Origin of the sequence: Paenibacillus sp. LBL (assembly GCF_029893715.1) — a bacterium.
Lineage (GTDB): Bacteria > Bacillota > Bacilli > Paenibacillales > Paenibacillaceae > Paenibacillus_AQ > Paenibacillus_AQ glucanolyticus.
In genome coordinates, this window is record NZ_JARXYU010000014.1 from 97,045 (window position 1) to 117,101 (window position 20,057).

At 51.2% G+C, this 20,057-nt stretch carries 13 protein-coding genes; 1 reads left to right on the top strand and 12 read right to left on the bottom strand.

Annotation, left to right across the window (positions count from 1 at the left end; translation table 11 throughout):
* Positions 1–119: 119 nt before the first annotated feature.
* Positions 120–1,262, bottom strand: a complete 1,143-nt coding sequence (locus tag M2277_RS23670; RefSeq protein ID WP_280755635.1) for a serine hydrolase domain-containing protein — start codon at positions 1,260–1,262, stop codon at positions 120–122.
* A gap of 477 nt (positions 1,263–1,739) precedes the next feature.
* On the opposite strand from M2277_RS23670, the gene M2277_RS23675 reads away from it, so the two are divergent.
* Positions 1,740–3,881, top strand: a complete 2,142-nt coding sequence (locus M2277_RS23675) for an alpha-amylase family glycosyl hydrolase (RefSeq protein ID WP_152826760.1) — start codon at positions 1,740–1,742, stop codon at positions 3,879–3,881.
* Between the two features lie 415 nt (positions 3,882–4,296).
* On the opposite strand, the gene M2277_RS23680 is transcribed toward M2277_RS23675, so the two are convergent.
* The 11 genes from M2277_RS23680 to purQ all read right to left on the bottom strand — a co-directional run bounded on the left by M2277_RS23680 (position 4,297) and on the right by purQ (position 20,054).
* Entirely contained in the window at positions 4,297–6,333 is a 2,037-nt protein-coding gene (locus tag M2277_RS23680) for a methyl-accepting chemotaxis protein (RefSeq protein ID WP_280755636.1), read from the bottom strand.
* A gap of 117 nt (positions 6,334–6,450) precedes the next feature.
* Entirely contained in the window at positions 6,451–7,293 is an 843-nt protein-coding gene (locus tag M2277_RS23685) for a sugar ABC transporter permease (RefSeq protein WP_006208296.1), read from the bottom strand.
* Positions 7,293–8,606 (bottom strand): sugar ABC transporter permease, encoded by a 1,314-nt coding sequence (locus tag M2277_RS23690; RefSeq protein ID WP_006208295.1) that lies wholly within the window; start codon positions 8,604–8,606, stop codon positions 7,293–7,295. Before M2277_RS23690 ends, M2277_RS23685 begins: the two co-directional genes overlap by 1 nt.
* Positions 8,607–8,703: 97 nt before the next feature.
* The gene (locus M2277_RS23695; protein ID WP_006208294.1) at positions 8,704–10,014 is read right to left on the bottom strand and encodes a sugar ABC transporter substrate-binding protein; all 1,311 of its coding nucleotides are present in this window, start codon (positions 10,012–10,014) and stop codon (positions 8,704–8,706) included.
* Between the two features lie 644 nt (positions 10,015–10,658).
* Positions 10,659–11,927 (bottom strand): phosphoribosylamine--glycine ligase, encoded by a 1,269-nt coding sequence (gene purD, locus M2277_RS23700; protein WP_280755637.1) that lies wholly within the window; start codon positions 11,925–11,927, stop codon positions 10,659–10,661.
* A 290-nt stretch (positions 11,928–12,217) separates the two neighbouring features.
* Positions 12,218–13,765 (bottom strand): bifunctional phosphoribosylaminoimidazolecarboxamide formyltransferase/IMP cyclohydrolase, encoded by a 1,548-nt coding sequence (gene purH, locus M2277_RS23705; RefSeq protein ID WP_148248157.1) that lies wholly within the window; start codon positions 13,763–13,765, stop codon positions 12,218–12,220.
* A 148-nt stretch (positions 13,766–13,913) separates the two neighbouring features.
* Positions 13,914–14,525 carry a phosphoribosylglycinamide formyltransferase gene (purN, locus tag M2277_RS23710; RefSeq protein WP_280755638.1) on the bottom strand — a complete coding sequence of 204 codons (612 nt, stop codon included), beginning with the start codon at positions 14,523–14,525 and terminating at the stop codon, positions 13,914–13,916.
* Complete coding sequence (purM, locus tag M2277_RS23715; protein WP_006208289.1) at positions 14,525–15,565, bottom strand: phosphoribosylformylglycinamidine cyclo-ligase; 1,041 nt, start codon at positions 15,563–15,565, stop codon at positions 14,525–14,527. Before purM ends, purN begins: the two co-directional genes overlap by 1 nt.
* 115 nt (positions 15,566–15,680) lie before the next feature.
* Positions 15,681–17,159 carry an amidophosphoribosyltransferase gene (gene purF, locus M2277_RS23720; protein WP_006208288.1) on the bottom strand — a complete coding sequence of 493 codons (1,479 nt, stop codon included), beginning with the start codon at positions 17,157–17,159 and terminating at the stop codon, positions 15,681–15,683.
* Positions 17,144–19,387 (bottom strand): phosphoribosylformylglycinamidine synthase subunit PurL, encoded by a 2,244-nt coding sequence (gene purL / locus M2277_RS23725; RefSeq protein ID WP_280755639.1) that lies wholly within the window; start codon positions 19,385–19,387, stop codon positions 17,144–17,146. Before purL ends, purF begins: the two co-directional genes overlap by 16 nt.
* Positions 19,365–20,054, bottom strand: a complete 690-nt coding sequence (purQ, locus tag M2277_RS23730; protein WP_006208286.1) for a phosphoribosylformylglycinamidine synthase subunit PurQ — start codon at positions 20,052–20,054, stop codon at positions 19,365–19,367. The genes purL and purQ overlap by 23 nt, the downstream gene beginning before the upstream one ends.
* Positions 20,055–20,057 lie beyond the last annotated feature (3 nt).

Genomic DNA, 20,057 nt, shown 5'->3' on the forward strand with positions numbered 1-20,057 from the left:
AAAACGGGGACCGGATAATCCAATCTTTTGTTCGCGGAATTTGGATATATATTCCCCAGGCTAATCAAACTTTGGCAGCTGTCCATAAGGTGTTATTATTATCCTTCATTTACCGCTGATTACTTAGCCACGGCTCCTGTCAAGGCATTGTGGACCTGGGCACGCAGCTGAGCCACGCTTGTGCTCCTCCCTCCGTATACACGGTTGGTGAGCAGAACGACCGCGAGATCAAACTCGGGATCGATCCACAGGCTGGTACCGGTAAATCCGGTATGTCCATAACAGCCAGGACTCATCCAATCCCCGGAAGCATCCATCTTATCCCCTTTCAGAACCCAGCCCAAACCGCGGTTCGATCCTTGAATATGCCCTGTATGGGTACGTACAGCGGTACCAGCCGCAGCTTGAGATAAAATCCGTGATACATGGCCTGTCACCTCCGTATGCGGGGCTGCCGGGATTGTCCCCTGTCCAAGCCACATACGGGCGTACAACAGCAGATCGCCTGCGGTCGCAAACAATCCGGCATGGCCGCATATGCCGCCCAAGGCCCGGGCCTTCTCATCATGTACGATTCCGCATAGATGACCTTGTACGGTCTCATCATATTCCGTTGCAGCATAGCGTTCGGTCTGTTCCGGATCAGGCGTCAATGTCGCATGACGCATATTCAGCGGATCGAAAACCCGCTGTTTTGCCGCCTGATCTAGTGGCATACCCAGCACCTTCTCAATGATGCGCCCCAGGGTGAGATATCCGAGATCACTGTAAATCACTTCAGTATTCTGTTTGGCAGCGAGCGGCGATGCAAGAACAGCATCCCACATCTGCTCTCTGCTCCAGCCCTGGGCATGCAGGTTCATATCGGCCTGAAGCCCGGAAGTATGTGTCAGCAGCTGCCCTACCGTAATCCCTTCTTTACCGGCCAAACCGAATGAAGGCAGAATATCACTCACTTTTGTAGTCAAGATTAGAACGCCATCATCGATCAGTTGCAGAATTAACGGGAGTGTGACTACCACCTTGGTCAAGGATGCGCAATCATATAACGTCTCCTCACGGGTAGACACAGACTGACCCTGCATCGGCTTCGGATTGGCATAACCTGCTGCGTAGTACCAGTCCCTGTCTTGGTGGAGAACGCCGAGCACCGCGCCGGGTGTCGTACTTGCAGCAATCTCACGCTCTACGGCAGCGCATGCCGCTCTCAATCCTCTAATGCCCAATCTTAGCTTCGCTGCGCCAGTTTCCACATTCATCATCGAGTCCTCCCCCTCCATTACGACAAAATCCATTGAACAACGAGCTATAATCAAAACAACCGAACGAAAGATATCCAACTCTAAAATCTATACTATTGACATACAAACAGAAGCGGAGAGGCCTTTATAAATGTAAACGTTTCCTAAATCTTATTATAGAGCTTGTAAAATTTTGTTTCAATATTAAATATAAATTATAAAATTTAATTTCATGGTGGATCATTAAATATTTCCATTGAATTGGATATTAAATATTGACACTTGAATCCGCTTTCAATTACAATAATTTTGAAATCAAACACTCGCATAATTTAAGGGCCATGCATTCCGTAACCGCACACCGGTATGGAACAACCCCGGTTTCTCTTCAGGAGATGCCGGGGTTTTTTGTTGCCCGATTTTGTTGGAGGTGATGCTGAAGCAGCCAGTTAGCAAGATGAACCAAGATTTCATTCTCAATTACATAGGAGGTATACAATGAAGAAGTTTTACAAACTGACCACCGCGTTAGCCCTTAGCTTATCCCTTACCTTGAGCCTGTTTGGCCCAGCATACGCGGCCCCGGATACCTCGGTATCCAACAAGCAGAATTTCAGTACGGATGTCATCTATCAGATTTTTACTGACCGTTTCTCCGACGGCAATGCTTCCAACAACCCGACCGGGTCTGCCTTTGACGGTACTTGCACCAACCTTAGACTTTACTGCGGCGGTGACTGGCAAGGAATCATTAACAAGATCAACGACGGCTATCTTACCGGAATGGGCGTTACCGCCATCTGGATCTCCCAGCCGGTTGAGAATATCTACAGCGTCATCAATTATTCCGGTGTTAACAACACCGCTTATCACGGCTATTGGGCCCGAGATTTCAAGAAGACCAACCCGGCTTACGGCACGATTGCCGATTTCCAGAATCTTATCACTGCCGCTCATGCCAAGAACATTAAAGTCATCATTGACTTTGCTCCTAACCATACATCTCCCGCCTCCTCTGACCAGCCTTCATTCGCAGAGAACGGCAAGCTGTACAACAATGGCACCCTGCTCGGGGGATACACAGGCGATACGCAAAATCTGTTCCACCATAACGGAGGCACCGATTTCTCCACGACAGAGAACGGGATTTACAAAAACCTGTATGACCTTGCTGACCTGAACCATAACAACAGCACGGTGGACACCTATCTGAAGGACGCCGTCAAAATGTGGCTCGATCTTGGCATTGACGGCATTCGGATGGACGCCGTGAAGCACATGCCGTTTGGCTGGCAGAAGAGTTTCATGGCCACCGTCAACAACTACAAGCCGGTCTTCACCTTCGGCGAATGGTTCCTGGGCGTGAATGAAGTAAGCGCCGAAAACCACAAATTCGCTAACGAATCCGGCATGAGCCTGCTTGATTTCCGATTCGCCCAGAAGGTTCGTCAGGTATTCAGAGACAACACGGACAATATGTACGGTCTGAAGTCCATGCTGGAGGGTTCAGCGACCGATTATGCCCAAGTGGAGGATCAGGTAACGTTCATCGACAACCATGACATGGAGCGTTTCCACGACAGCAATGCCAACCGACGGAAGCTGGAGCAAGCCCTGGCCTTCACACTCACTTCCCGTGGCGTGCCAGCCATCTATTACGGAACTGAACAATATATGGCCGGCGGGAACGATCCCAACAACCGGGCACGGATCCCTTCTTTCTCCACAACGACTACAGCTTACCAAGTGATTCAAAAGCTTGCGCCTCTGCGTAAATCAAACCCGGCTATCGCTTATGGAACAACGCAGGAGCGTTGGATCAACAACGATGTGCTGATCTATGAACGCAAATTCGGCAACAGCGTAGCTGTCATCGCTGTGAACCGTAACGTGAACACGCCAGCCTCGATTACAGGATTGGCCACCTCGCTTCCTGCCGGGAACTACGCGGATGTATTGGGCGGACTCCTGAACGGTAATTCACTTACCGTCAGCTCCGGCGGGGCTGCTTCCAACTTCACGCTGGCAGCAGGCGGCACGGCAGTATGGCAGTACACTACAGCGACTACCGCTCCAACCATAGGACATGTAGGACCGATGATGGCAAAACCGGGCGCAACCGTCACCATTGACGGCCGCGGCTTCGGCGCAAGCAAGGGTACCGTGTACTTCGGAACGACAGCCGTTACAGGCGCCAACATTACAGCTTGGGAAGATACGCAGATCAAAGTGAAAATCCCAGCGGTTGCCGGTGGCGTATATAACATCAAAATCGCAAACAGCGGTGGCGCTTCAAGTAATGTGTATGACAACTTCGAAGTACTGACCGGAGATCAGGTCAGCGTCCGCTTTGTGATCAACAATGCAACAACCGCTCTCGGGCAGAACGTGTACCTCTCAGGCAGCGTAAGCGAGCTCGGCAACTGGGACCCAGCCAAGGCCATCGGCCCGCTGTACAACCAGGTCATCTACCAGTACCCAACCTGGTATTATGACGTCAGCGTGCCTGCCGGCAAAACCATTGAATTCAAATTCTTGAAGAAACAAGGCTCAACGGTAACATGGGAGGGCGGAAGCAATCACAGCTTCACCGCTCCAGCCAGCGGCACGGCAACGGTCAACGTGAACTGGCAGCCGTAAGCCCCTAATGGGCTAGGCTATTTTCGCAGACTCCATATCAAGCCCACCGGCTCCGGGATTATTCCCGGAGCCGGTCTTCGTGCAGCTAACGACGCGCATCGCGGACAACAAAAATGAGCCGATGAGGGTATTGCCCTTCATCGGCTCGATATTATTACCCTCTATATCCACACCCCGAGAGTAAATTGCTTTTATTGCAATGAGGGTGCAGCGAAATGCATACACAGAGGCGAGGCTTCAACGGAGCAGGCGGAATCATGCTGGAGAAACGAAGTGGTCCCCTTTATCCCCGGAATTCATCATTAGATATGATCTCAATAGAATTCCGGGGATAACAGGGATCGGAAGCATGATCCGTATGCAAAGTGCTGCACGGCCTTCACATCATGCAATGCACATGGTTAACCAAAGCTATTTACGTCCTGAACTTCACCAAGGACTGCCGCAAGCTCTCCGACAGCTCCTCCAATCGCGAGGACAGAACAACCAGCTTCTCGCTTACCTTGAACTGCTCGGATGACATCGAAGCGACCTCCTCTGTGGCGGCACTGGTCTCTTGTACGATCGAGCTTGCCTCCGAGATGGAGTCGGTCAAAGTGAGCTGGGATTCGATCAGGCCCTCTATGGCATGAGTCGATTCGCTAATCTCGGTTAAGAGGGTATCCATCTCGTGCCGCACATTATCGAATACCCCCTGCGCTTCTTGTACCGAATGCAGCTGTTCGTCAAAGAGCGGCGATGCCGACGTTAACGCGTCGACGGAGCCCTGCACTTCCGTCCGTATATCCAGGATCATGGCGCCCACCGTCTGGATCGATTCCTTGGAACGGTCCGCCAAGCTTCTCACCTCATTAGCTACGACCATGAAGCCGCTGCCTGCTGCCCCGGCCCGGGCTGCTTCAATGGTAGCGTTAATGGACAACACGTTGGTCTGATGTGTAATCTCCGACATCAGTTCCAATATTCTGTGAATCGACGAGGTATTATCCTTCAGCTTCTCCGCATTCTGAACGATGGCCCGGTTCACCTGATTGATCCGCGTGGATTTCTCTACCAGACTGTCCATATGCAGTGCACCTTCTCCCGTCACCCGAAGTACGCGATCCGCTGCGGCCTCGATCACTTGATTGGAATCTGAAACCTTGCTCATCTGGACCCCGATGTTCTCGGCCAGCTGATTCTCCCGTTCGGCTTCCATGGCGAGACTTCCGCTGCCCTGCGCAATCTGCTCCATCGCTGCCGCAATTTCGCCAGCTGTGAGTGAGGTTCCTCTTGACGCTTCTGCCAGTTCCTCCGCGGTAGCCAGCACTTCCTTCGCGGAAGCATTCGTCTGGTCAACCAGGGCTGAGATTTGCCCCATCATCTGGTTGAAGCTGTGGCCGAGGCGGCCAATCTCATCCACACGCTGAAAATCTGTCCGAACCCTCAGATTTCCCTGCTCCCCCTCTTCCATCAAACTGCACATCTGATTCAGTGGACGGCCGATAGTGCGCATCATATAGTATCCGATCAGCACTGCAACCAGAATCGCAGCTGCAATAACAACAAGCGTTACGGTCAGCAGCTTGTCTGTAGCCTTCACGAAATCACTGACAGGAGCAAAGCCAACCATGTACCAAGGAGCCGTCTTCAGAGGCGTATAAACGACCATCTGCTCATTCGAAGTATAATAGGTCCCTCCTTCCGCAGCACCTTCAGGAACCGTAATGGTGGACGGCTGCATTAGTTGCGCCGGATCCATATCGTGTACGATTCGGTTATCTGCGGCAACAATTCGCATTTGCCCGTTATGCCCTATTTTTAAATTTGCCAGCACATCTCCCACGGCCTGATCCTTAATATCCATCAGGAGGATGTACTGCGCATTTGGATTTTTGAGGTTTTTCAGCAATCTCCCCATTGTCATGGTGGGGCTTTTCTCATTCTCCATAAATCCTTTGGTTTCCGTAGGGAACCATACCGGCTCGCCATCAGCTTGAATGATCTGGTCGATTTTGGATTTGATGCTGTCCGCAGAAGACAATCCCAACAAACCTGTAGAATTATAGGAGCCTTGTGCACTTAGACTGGGTGCCACCAGGCGCATGCCCTGCATACGACCATCCGAAGAGGCCGTCCCGTTAAGTTTCTCACGGATACGGTTCTCGGCCTCTGTTTTCTCCCGAATACCGATGTCTGAAGAACTGACCGTAACCAGATCCTCACGAAGCACCGTATCCAGCGCCCATTGACGGGAAGTGGCTTCATACTGGGACAGCAGAAAATCCAGCTTGTCCGCCGCCTGCATCATCTGACCCGATGTCGCTTCAGACACCTGATCCATAACTGTATCCTTGGATATGAAATACGATAACAACCCCAAGGCCGAAGATAACAGCACAATTGTTGCAAAAAAGATAACAAACAGCTTCATTCCGACTGCCCTAAATTGAAAGCGCCTTGCCATGTTCATATGTATGTACCCCCTGCGTAGCATTCATAAAATACGAAAAGACACAGCAAGCGGTTACCGGCTGTGTCTCTTCGCTGTTCTGTCTATCTTTAGGTCTGATGATGAGTCCGTTGCATGTTACCCTTTGCTTGCACCTGCCGTCATACCGTCCACCAGCAAACGCTGCAGGAAGATAAACAGAATGGTGATCGGCAGCGCGATAAGCACTGAGGCTGCTGCGAACAGAGTAAAGTTACTGTCCTGGGTGGAGTTGACGAGATCCCACAGACCAACGGCAAGCGTCCAGTTTTCTTTAGTCCGGAGCACAAGTCTGGCAAAGATAAAGTCTACCCACGGTCCAACAAACATCGTCAAGCCCATATACGTAATCATTGGCTTCGATAACGGCAGAATGATTCTGCGGAAAATCTGGAAGTTGGTTGCTCCGTCGATTTTCGCCGCTTCATCCAAGCTTCGCGGTATCGTATCCAGGAAGCCCTTCATGATCAGCGTTCCGCCCAGAGGCGCCCCTGCGGCATACACAATAATCATAGCTGCATGTGTATTCAGCAGATCCAGAGAGTTCAGCAAAATGTACAGTGCGATCATACTCATGAAGCCGGGGAACATCCCCAGCACAAGAATGGTCGATAGTGCATTTTGCCGACCCTTAAACCGGAAGCGGGATACGGCATAACTTGTAAGCAATACAAGAATGGTCCCGATAATCATGGAGAATACCGCTATTTTCAATGTGTTCATATACCATGTACCAAACAGGAAGCTTTGGGATGTGAACAACTCTTTATAGTGACTAAGTGTAAATGATTCTGGAATCAGAGTCTTGCTGTACAATGACTTTCCGGGACGGAAAGAAGCCAGAACAATCCAGAGCGCCGGGTAAATACAGCCGATCGCGATGATAACAAGAGTAATATAACTTGCCGTCAGGCGAATTGCATTTCTCGTTTTAATTCCCATTATTGGATCATATCCTCCTCTTTAAATGATCTGGTTCGGCGATAATTGTAAATCGAGAAGGACGCAATAATCATGAAGATGATAATACCGATTGCCGATGCCATACTGTATCTCTGCTGATCCAAAGTCAGCTTGTAGAGCCAGGTAACCAGCAGGTCCGTAGCTCCCGCGTACTGATAATCTCCCACAACCGGGTTACCGTTCGTCAGGAGGAAGATCAGGTTGAAGTTGTTGATATTACCGGCGAATTGCGTAATCAGAACCGGTGCGGTTGAGAACATGATCATCGGCAGGGTGATGATTTTAAACTTCTGGAACCCGGTTGCCCCATCCACGTCCGCGGCTTCGTAGAGATCCTTCGGAATCGTAGTCAGGACACTCATGACCAGGAGCATGGATACAGGTATACCTACCCACATGTTTACGATAATAACGGTGAATTTTGCCCAGATCGGATCTGTCAGCCAAGGCAGGCCTTCCAAACCGAAATATCTTAAGTATTGGTTGATCGGTCCGAACTGCCCGTTAAACATATTACGCATAACGAGCAATGAAATCAGCTGCGGAATTGCATATGGAATGATCAGAATAACGCGCCATACGCCTTTGAAGCGAATTCCTTTTTGCTGAATAAGCAGTGCAACGAGCACCCCGCCAAAATACGTGGTTACCGTTGCAAGCACTGCCCAAATGATCGTCCAGGTCAGGACGCCGAAAAAGGTATGGCTCCACGATTTCAATGCAATCAGATTCGTAAAGGTTTGGAAACCAACCCAGTCTACCAGATTTGCCGGTGGCAGGTTGTTCGGAGCAGAATAGTTCGTGAACGCCAGCAAGACCATGAAGATAATCGGCATGACAGTAAAGAATAAAATACCGATGGCAGGCAAGGTCAGGAATGATTGGGCGAATTTCCACTCAAAAATATAATAAAGGGTCTGTCTGAAATTGTTGGGTTTCACACCCTTTTCCCTTTGTTTTCCAGCATTATATGCGTTTCTGATATTGGCATAGTAGCCAAGCAGAAAAATCGCAAACAAAATCAAAGTGATAAGACCTTCAATCAACAGGTTGATGGAATGGTCTCCGGCAACCATCTGGGTTAAGCCGTTCACCTTCTCTAAATGACTTCCCTGTTCCCCTAACGATATCATTCCCCAGATAGCATCACCCAGGTTGTTTATGAAGTAGTACAGACTGAATACACCTACGATAAGTAAAAGAACGCCTTTGATCCATTGCCGGTTGTAAAGCTGACCCAGACCCATACAGATGGCTGATAATATAGCCGCTGTCATACGATGTTGACGCATGCTCCCTCCATTCTCCTCTCCATATAATCGAGGAATCACCCGCCGGTTGTTCGGCGGGTGAACTTCTTCATCTTTCTCGTATTATATAAGAACGCTATTACTTAGCAGCTCCACCACTGTTAAGATCTTTAACTTGACTCACAGCTTTATCCAGTGTTTCTTTAACGTCTTTGTTGTTATCCCAAATCTCAGCCAGTGCAGCGCCTACAGGAGACCATACGTTAGCCATTTCAGGAACGGATGGCATCGGCTGGGAAGATTTGAACTGCTCCGTGAATGCCGAAACATACTCGTCATTCTTGATTTGATCGTCTTCTTGAGCTTCATTGTTTGTTGGAACCGATCCAACCAATGCGCTCAGCTGCAATTGAGCTTCCTTGGAAGTTGCAAAGTCAGCGAACAGACGAGCCGCTTGCGGATATTTCGAGAATGAGCTTACGTACCATGCTTTGATACCGGAGAACGATACGGCAGGCTGTCCGCCAATCGTTGGGATTGGAGCAACGCCGAGTTTGTCGCCAAGCGCTTCTTTGTATCCGCCAAGTTCCCAAGGTCCGTTGATGTCCATAGCCAGGTCGCCGGCTGTGAACAATCCGCGCTTGATATCCGGTGTAATGTCGCCAGATTTAACGGGAAGAATTTCTTTCAGGCTAGCGTATACTTCCATACTCTTAACCGCGCCGTCATTGTTAAGACCGATATCGTTGACATCTGCACCGCCGTTACCGAAGATGTATCCGCCGTTGGAAGCAAGGAACGGATATGCAAAGTACAGGTTGCCCGTTTCGAACATAAATCCGTATTTGTTCTTGGATTTGTCGGTGAACGTTTTGCTGAATTCGATAACTTCTTCCATCGATGTTGGAACTTCTTTTACCAAGTCCTTGTTGTAGTACATCAGGTAAGTTTCAGCAGCGCGCGGGTATCCGTACAGAACGCCGTCATAGCTTACACCTTGGATGGCAGCTTCCGTGTTGCTGCTCTTTGTTTTTTCTTCGTAAAAGTCATTTGGCAGAACCAGGTTTGTAGCTACTGCTTTACCCAGGTTATCGTGAGGGAACAATACTACGTCAGCACCCAATCCGGATGGACCGTCTTGTGCAAGCTTGGTTACTTGATCGGTTGGAGACAATTCTTCGATGGTCACTTCAACGCCGTATTTCTCGGTAAATTCTTTAGCCACCGCGTCCGTGTAGGCTCTTTCGTCCCGGCTTTCCCATACGATCAATTTAGCGCCTTCTTCTGGCTTAAGTTCCTGTGCTTCTGTATTTTCAGCCGGCGTTTCCTGTGCTGGTGGATTCTCAGCAGGTGCCTCTGTAGCAGGAGCAGCTGTGTTTCCTCCACATGCTGTAATGGAGAACGCCAACGTGAAGGTTGCAGCTAGCGTGAGTAACTTCTTCATCTTCATTCCATGATTACCCCTCTCAAATAAATGATCAGAAAATGTTGGAAATCTGCGCAAACGATTTCAGAAAATTTTCAGTGTCTCTTTTTTTATGTAGCATCTGGCGAGATACTTTGGAAAAATCCCGTTGAGAAAGCGCTTCATTCACTGAAAACATCATACAACATTTAATATCGAATGTAAAAACGTTTGCACAGATCATTTTTCCTCGAAATAGGCATTTAATCCTATATTATCTTCCATTATCGCTGTGTTTCGTAAGTTATCATAAAAATAGTTGTGCATTCGCTGTGCAATCCTGTAGTTATGCTCGCTAATTAAGACAAGAATTCGCAATAAATGATGATCAATTGAACAAACGTTTGCACACTAATGCGATAGGCGTTAATGAGGCTCCACATACATCTATTGCTTGCGAAAAAGACCGTTCCTCCAGCATTTATGCTCTCACAGTTACGGAACGGAAGGAGCGCCGATCGTGATCTAAAAAAGATCCAAGGCAGTTCTTCAGTTTCCTTTAAATGATCATACAAAACAGAAGGACTACCGATCCCGATCTAAAAAAAGATCGGCGGCAGCCCTTCAAATTTTTCTGATAGCTGTTCTTGTTCGTTAATGAATACTTCTGCTATTTAGCATTTCCGTTATCATCTGAGTGCCTTGAGTGCAATATCCGTCCGGTTAAACTTGCCTTCAAACGTGATGCCTTCTGCCCGTTCATATGCCTTTGCCCGTGCAGAAGCGATATCTGCGCCTAAACCGACAACACCGAGTACGCGTCCGCCGTTCGTTCTCCACGTTCCTTCCGCGTCGCGTGCGGTTCCCGCATGGAATACTATGGTGCTGTCCTGCTCGTCCTCCAGACCCGTGATAGCAATCCCTTTCGGATACGATGCCGGATAGCCGCCAGAGGCCAGGATAACGCATACCGCCGCTTCATCGCTCCACTCCAGCTCCAGATCAGCCAAGGTGCCATTTACAGCAGACAGGAACACCTCCAGAAGATCCGTCTTCAGGCGCGGTAATACCACCTGCGTCTCTGGATCACCAAATCTGGCGTTAAATTCAATCGTCTTCGGCCTGCCGTCCGGTGAGATCATCAATCCGGCAAACAGAACCCCGCGGAACGGTCGCCCTTCAGCTACCATCGCCTTTGCTGTCGGCTTGATAATCGTTTCAATGGCCTCTTCAATAATGGATGGCTGAATATGAGGCAATGGCGAATAGGTTCCCATTCCTCCTGTATTCGGTCCCCGATCATCATCGTAGGCCGGCTTGTGATCCTGGGCTGCCGACATCGGCTTCACGGTCTCACCGTCGACAAAGGCCAGAATCGACATTTCCTGGCCTTCCAGAAACTCCTCAATGACGACCCGGCTTCCGGCGTCGCCGAATACCTTCGATTGCATGATGTCGCTGAGCGCCTGCTCTGCTTCTTCCAGCGTGCGTGCAACGGTAACACCCTTGCCTGCTGCCAGCCCGTCCGCTTTCACAACGATTGGCGCGCGTTGCTGGCGCAAATAAGCAAGTGCAGCTTCGTAATCGTCAAACTTCGCATAAGCCGCTGTCGGAATACTGTACTTGTGGAGCAAATCCTTCATGAAGGTTTTGCTTCCTTCAATCTCGGCAGCATTTTTACGTGGACCAAAGACAGGAATGCCTGTCTCATCGAACGCATCGACAATGCCGTCTGCCAGCGGATCATCCGGACCAACGACGATAAGTCCCACCTGCTTCTCTACCGCAAATGCAGCCAGCTTCTCAAACTCCGATACCGCGATGGGCACGCACTCAGCCAGCTGCCCGATTCCGGCATTGCCAGGTGCACAGTATATCGTGCCAGCCTTCGGACTCTTCGACAGTGCCCATACGATGGCATGCTCTCTGCCACCGCCTCCGATCACCAATATATCCATGGATCTTCCCTCCCGATTCATCTCAGGTATTCACATCGTTTCATTGCATGAATGATTCATAGTGCAAAATCAAATGTACCATGACGGCCGCCTGCTCGGGCTCCAAGTCCCGAAAAGGGACTTGTGCTACCTCTTCGGCAGCCTGGCTCAACGCCCAACGTCCACTTCATCCCCTAAACTTAAAGGCGGCGCCCGCTAAGCGCAGCGTCGCCTCAGTCTGTGTTGGGATTAAGGGGTCCCTTGAACTGCACCGGATGGCTGCAACAAGAGAGACTTTGTTGCCATCCTCATTAGTGTTTGAAATGTCTCACGCCGGTGAAGACCATGGCGATGCCGTGTTCATTGGCTGCCTTGATGGATTCCTCATCCTTAATGGAGCCGCCCGGCTGGATGATCGCCGTAATGCCGGCTTTCGCTGCAAGCTCAACCGTATCTCCCATCGGGAAGAATGCATCGGATGCCAGTATAGCCCCCTTCGCTTTCTCGCCGGCTTGCTCAACCGCAATGCGTGCCGAGCCGACGCGGTTCATCTGACCTGCGCCAACGCCAACGGTCATGTTGTCCGCAGCCAATACAATCGCATTGGATTTCACATGCTTGACAACCTTCCATCCGAAGAGCAGCTGCTTCAGCTCCTCTTCAGTAGGCTCACGGTCCGTCACGACCTTCAGATCGGCAACATCCAGAGAATGCACGTCGCTTTCCTGGACGATCATGCCGCCTTCAATCGTCGTTACGGCAAGCGTGCTCTGACGCTCCTTGGCAGAACCGAACTCGCCCATCTTCAGCAGACGGATGTTCTTCTTCTTTGTCAGAATTTCCAGCGCCTCCGGCGTGAAGTCCGGTGCAAGGATGATTTCGAGGAAGATCTCCTTCAGCAGATCAGCTGTCGGAGCGTCAATTGTCCGGTTCGCTGCCACAATCCCGCCGAAGATGGAGGTTGGATCGGCGCTATACGCTTTTTGATAAGCCTCCAATACGTTGGTGCCAATGCCAACACCGCAAGGATTCATATGCTTCACGGCCACTACCGTCGGCTCGTCAAACTCCTTCACGATCTGCAAAGCCGCATTCGCGTCGTTAATATTGTTATAGGACAGCTCCTTGCCGTGCAGCTGTTCCGCTGTCGTCAAGGTACCCGCCGGAGCCAGCGGTTTACGATAGAAGGCCGCCTTCTGATGCGGGTTCTCGCCGTAACGAAGATCCTGGATTTTCTCATACGTCACGCTGAAGCGCTCAGGAAGCGGATCGCCCATCACATTCGACAAATAGTCGGAAATGAGTGTATCGTAAGCCGCTGTATGGCGGAATACCTTGGCTGCCAGACGTTTGCGGGTTTCCAACGTGGTGTCGCCACCACCGCGGATTTCCTCGATCACACTGCCATAATCCGCCGCATCGACAACCACGCTTACAAAAGCATGGTTTTTTGCCGCAGAACGCAGCATGGTTGGACCGCCAATGTCGATATTTTCGATGGCATCTTCATACTCGACATCCGGCTTCGCAATCGTTTCCTGGAATGGATACAGATTAACGACAACCATATCGATATAATCGAGACCAAGCTCCTGCATTTGGCGCTGATGCTCCTCGCTGTCGCGAATAGCAAGCAAACCGCTGTGTACCGCAGGATGAAGGGTTTTTACACGTCCGTCCAGAATCTCCGGGAATCCCGTCACATCCGAAATACCGATAACAGGTACTCCTTCCTGTGCAAGAAGATTCTTGGTTCCCCCAGTCGAGATGATCTCTACACCCAATGAAGACAACTCACGGCAAAATTCCACGATGCCGGTTTTATCCGAAACGCTGACCAAAGCTCTTTTGATACCCACGTCCATACCCCCTATATTGAATGAAAATCATAATAGCCTGTCTTGATTCCTTAGATGCTGTCGAACATCCATAATTGCAAATTATTTCCCGAGAAATATCGAACATGTCGATTCGCCGCAAGACCTTGTCCGCTATTATTACAAAAGGCTATTCCGCAATCGTCACATTCCGCCCATTCAGCGAAATCCGCCTCTGAGCAAACCAGGATACGACCTCCGAGTACAGCCTCTGCTCCACATGATGAATGCGCTCCGCCAACACTTCCGCGGTATCGCCTTTCTTGATCTCAACGGCCTTCTGGGCAATAACGGGCCCGGTATCCATGCCGCCATCCACGAAATGAACGGTAACTCCGGTCATTTTCACACCATAGGCAAGCGCTTGTCCAATCGCGTCTTTACCGGGAAAAGCAGGCAGCAGGGAAGGGTGAATGTTGATGATTCGGCCGCTGTAAAACTCCACAAAAGACGGACTTAATAATCGCATATATCCTGCAAGTACAATCAATTCGACACCGCGCTGCTGAAGCTCTGCTGCAATATTCCGTTCATACTCTTCCTTTGAGGCATACTCCTTCGGCTCGAATACAAAGGTATCCACATTCGCCGCTGCCGCCAGCTCCACCACGGGAGCCTGCGGCTTGTCGCATACCAGAAGGCAGATATCGCCGCCCAAGGCACCGCTTAACTGCGCATCCACCAATGCCTGAAAATTGCTGCCCTTTCCGGAAGCAAAAACGGCTATGCGAAACGGACTCATTACACCTCAGCTCCCGTGAAGGTTACGATACGCTCGCCTTCCGTCACTCGGCCGATCACGTAAGCCTCTTCGCCAGCGGAACGAAGGAATTGAAGCGTCGCGTCAGCATCCTGTTCCTTAACGACAAGAACCATGCCGATTCCCATATTAAATGTCGTAAACATATCCTTGTTCGAAATCTTGCCTTTCTCCTGCATCAGCTTAAAGATCGGCAGAATCGGCCAAGCGCCGTATTCGATGTCGACATTGACGCCATCCGGCAGCATGCGCGGAATATTCTCGATGAATCCGCCGCCCGTAATGTGCGCCATGCCCTTCACTTCAATCTCCTTCAACAAACCAAGCAGCGGCTTCACATATATCTTGGTTGGCACCAGCAGCACGTCGCCAAGGCGTCCTCCCAATTCGTGAATCTCTTGCTGCAGCGAATAGCCCGCATCCTCCAGAAGCAGCTTGCGTACAAGCGAGAAGCCGTTGCTGTGTACGCCGCTAGAAGCCAGTCCAATCACCGTGTCACCCGCTGCGATATTCGACCCGTTGATCATTTTGCTTTTGTCGACAATCCCGACGGTAAAGCCTGCAATGTCATACTCGCCTTCACTGTACATCCCCGGCATTTCCGCGGTTTCGCCGCCGATCAGCGAACAGCCGGCCTGGTTGCAGCCGTCCGCAATTCCTTTGACAATGGATTCAATCTTGGATGGAATGACCTTGTCACACGCCAAATAGTCGAGAAAAAAGAGCGGTTCTGCGCCTTGCACCACAATATCGTTCACACACATCGCCACCGCATCGATACCGATGGTATCGTGTTGATCCATCGCAAATGCGAGCTTCAGCTTTGTGCCGACGCCATCCGTGCCTGAGACGAGTACCGGCTCTTCATATTGGTCTTTATTCAGCTTGAACAGTGCGCCAAAACCACCCAGATCTGTCATGACCTCCGGTCGGAAAGTCGTTTTGACATGCTTTTTCATCCGCTCTACCGCTTCGTTGCCTGCTGCGATATCCACGCCTGCTTGTTTGTAAGTATCAGACACGCGCTCAACACTCCTTTTTCGTTATGACGAAAGTATCCGTTCACACAACATTTATGGCCTTAATCAATAATCAGCTTAAAGGGTATTCCCAAGAAAACGGCTGTCCACCGCAAATCTAGCAGCTGCAGCCCATTTTCTCTTCCCCGTTAAAATCAATCTGCGTCGGGTAATCATTGTCAAAACACGCCATACACAAGCCGCCCTTATGGCTGTGTTCATCATAACCGCCAATAGCAGATATGAGTCCATCCGGGCTCAAGAACGACAGGGAGTCCGCATTGATCTCACGGCAAATCTCCTCGACGCTTTTTTCAGATGCAATCAGTTCTCTGCGATCCGGTGTATCGATGCCATAGAAGCAAGGATTCTTGAATGGCGGCGACGTAATTCGCACATGCACTTCGGTAGCGCCTGCCTCGCGAAGCAGGTTGACGATCCGGCGGGACGTCGTACCGCGCACGATGGAGTCATCAATCATCACTACGCGTTTGCCTTCCACCACGCGCCGTACAGCGCTCAGCTTCATCTTCACGCCCTGTTCGCGCAGCTCCTGGCTCGGCTGGATGAACGTACGTCCGGTGTACTTATTCTTGATCAATCCGAGCTCATACGGAATGCCCGTCTGTTCGGCATAACCAATCGCAGCTGAAATGCTGGAGTCTGGCACGCCTGTGACCACATCCGCATCCACGAACGATTCCAACGCCATCTTGCTGCCCATCCGTTTACGGGCCGAATGCAGATTTGAACCGTTCAGATCGCTGTCCGGACGGGAGAAATAGATGTATTCCATTGCGCATAGCGCTTTGCGGCCGGCTTCCGTGTAACGCTCTTCACGCAGACCGTTTCTATCCAGAATAAGAAGCTCCCCTGGAGCGACATCACGTATCGCTTCCGCCCCGATCACTTCAAGCGCGCACGTCTCGGACGTGAAGATATACGCATCGCCAAGACGTCCCATCGTCAGCGGACGGAGTCCGTTCGGGTCCGAAGCGACAAGCAGCTTGTCGTTTGTCATGAGCAGGAAGGCGAATCCGCCGACCAGTCGCTTCAATGCATCCTTGGCTGCCTCGACAAAATCCTTGGGCGATCGTGCAATCAGATGCGCAATAACTTCCGTGTCACTCGTCGTCTGAAAAATGGAGCCCTCCATCTCCAGCTCACGCCGAAGCTTCGGCTCATTCACGATGTTGCCGTTCGTGGCAATCGCCAGATTGCCCTCACGGTATTTGAAGACAAGCGGCTGCGCATTCGTCAGCCGACTGTCGCCGCTGGTCGAATAACGGACATGCCCGATCGACATCCCGCCCTTCAGCGATTCCAGCTTATCCTTGTCGAACACTTCCTTCACAAGCCCCATGCCGCGGTGATAATTGAAGTTCTCACCATCGGCCACGCAGATCCCTGCGCTTTCCTCCCCTCGATGCTGGAGGGCGTGAAGCCCGTAATAGGAAAGGGAGGCGGCATCGGGATGCCCAAACACCCCGAATACGCCGCACTCTTCTTTTAATGTATCAAATATATCGCTCTGACCTGTTCCCTCATTGTAGTAATCCCCTGTCCACAGTCCTTCGGGCATCAGTTCATGAGACATGGAATGGCATCCTCCCAGACGGATTTCAAAGCCTCCACGGATTCTTCCAGCGCAGAAGCACCGTTAATGTTAATGCTAAGCTTGCTTCCGCCAACGAAACCAAGTGCCGTAAATGGTACGCCGGCTTCTTGCAGAAGCTTCTCAAGCGCGTTCTTATGATCAGCGGATACCGACAGCACGATCCGGGATTGGCTCTCGCTAAACAGCGCCACATCGCTGCGAAGCTCGGTCGACCATTCGACCGTTGCACCGACATTGCCGCTGATGCAGCTCTCGGCGAGTGCTGCTGCAAGGCCGCCCTCCGACACGTCATGCGCGGATTGAACCAGACCGGATTGGATCGCCTTCAGTACGCCGTCAAGCAGTTTCTTCTCGGTACCGAGGTCAAGCTCCGGCGGTCTGCCTTCCGACACCCCATGAACGACCGCTTGGAACTCACTGCCGCCCAGTTCTGCAAGGGTATCGCCCAGCAGATAAATCACATCGCCTTCCGCCTTGAAAGCTTGTGTCGTAATATGATCCGTATCATGGATCAGACCGACCATGCCGACAACCGGCGTCGGATAAATCGCGCCCTTCGTGTTCTCGTTATAGAGGCTGACATTGCCGCCAATGACCGGAGTTCCGAGCTCGCGACAAGCCTCGGCCATGCCGTCAACGGCTTTTTCCATCTGCCAGAATATTTCCGGCTTCTCCGGGCTGCCGAAGTTCAGGTTATCCGTAATGGCAAGCGGCTCTGCGCCAGAGCATACGATATTGCGCGCAGCTTCGCTGACCGCAATTCTGCCGCCCCGCTCGGGATCGAGATAGACATAACGGCCGTTGCAGTCCGTTGTCATCGCCAGCGCTTTGCGTGTTCCATGAACCGTCACGACAGCGGCATCCGAACCCGGACGAACCGCCGTGCTGGTACGAACCATGTAGTCATATTGATTGTATACCCATGCTTTGCTTGCAAGGCTTGGTGAGCCCAGCACCTTCTTAAGGGCACCGCCCAAATCCTTCACTTCTTCATAACGAAGTGTATCCACGGCCGCTTGCTCTTTATAGTAAGCCGGTTCCTGGGATGGTTTATCATAGATCGGACACTCGTCAACAAGTGCTTTCACCGGCATATCGCCCACCACTTCATCATGATGGATCAGCTTCAAGCGGCCATCGTCCGTTACCTTGCCGACTTTGGCGCAGATCACGCCCCACCGGTCGAAGATTTCGCAAGCTTGAGCTTCATCCTTCGGCTCTACCACGAACAGCATCCGTTCCTGGGATTCCGACAGCATCATTTCATAAGGCGTCATACCCTCTTCACGCTGAGGCACCTGGTCCAGGTACAGTTCAAGACCATTGCCGGCTTTACTTGCCATTTCCGCACTGGAGCAAGTCAGTCCAGCCGCGCCCATATCCTGAATGCCCAGCACGATGCCGGAATCGATCAGCTCCAGGCAGGATTCCATGACCAGCTTCTCCATGAACGGATCACCGACCTGAACGGCCGTACGGTTCGCTTCGGATTCCTCCGTCAGCTCAACGGAAGCGAAGGTCGCGCCGTGAATGCCATCGCGTCCGGTTGGAGGTCCAACATAGAAGACCGGATTACCTACCCCTTTTGCCACACCGCGCTGAATCTTGTCATGGTCGATAATGCCGACACACATCGCATTGACCAGCGGATTGCCTTCATAACTCTCATCGAATACAACCTCGCCGCCTACCGTCGGGATTCCGATGCAATTGCCATAACCTGCAATACCGGATACAACGTGCTCAAACAAATATTTCACGCGATCGCTCTCGAGCTTGCCGAAGCGAAGCGAGTTCAGGATCGCAACCGGTCTTGCCCCCATAGAGAAAATATCGCGAATAATGCCGCCCACACCCGTAGCTGCGCCTTGATAAGGCTCAACCGCGGACGGATGGTTGTGGCTTTCGATTTTGAATACAACCGCCTGGTTGTCGCCGATATCCACGATCCCTGCGCCTTCGCCTGGTCCCATCAGGACGCGCGGACCGCTTGTCGGGAAGCGACGAAGGAGCGGCTTGGAATTTTTATAAGCACAATGCTCGGACCACATGACACTAAACACGCCGATTTCCGTATAATTCGGTTTGCGTCCCATGAAGGAACAGATCAGCTCATACTCGCTGTCCGAAACTCCCATCTGCTTATAAATCTGAAACTCTGCGATCTGTTCTGCTGTCGGTTCCTTAACGGACGTTTGCTGCGCCATGAGTATCCCTCCATGCCTGTAATATGGATGTGAACATTGCCTTGCCGTCATCCGAGCCGAGCAGACTGCTCACCGCGCGCTCCGGATGCGGCATCATGCCGATTACGTTGCCGCGCTCGTTGCAGATGCCTGCGATATCCTCTACCGAGCCGTTCGGATTGTTTTGATACGTAAATACGATTTGCCGGTTGTCCCGGAGCTTTTGAAGCGTTTCTTCATCACAGTAATAGTTGCCTTCACCATGGGCGATCGGAATGACAATCTCTTGCCCTTCTGCATAATCGCGCGTAAATGGCGTCGTATTATTGTTCACTTTCAGCACACTGTCATGGCAGCGGAATTTCATCGAATCGTTGCGGCGCAGAGCCCCTGGAAGGAGTCCCGCTTCCGTCAAAATCTGAAATCCGTTGCAGATGCCAAGAATATACTTGCCCTCTTCCGCCGCCTTCGCCACTTCATTCATAACCGGGGCGAACCGGGAAATCGCACCACACCGCAGATAATCTCCGTAGGAGAATCCGCCGGGTACCAAAATACAATCATATGGGGAAAGGTCGGTTGCCGTATGCCATACGTAATCCACCGGCTGACCAATCGTCTCTTCTACCGCCTTATAACAGTCAATGTCGCAATTCGAGCCAGGAAAGACCAGCACTGCAAATCTCATCGG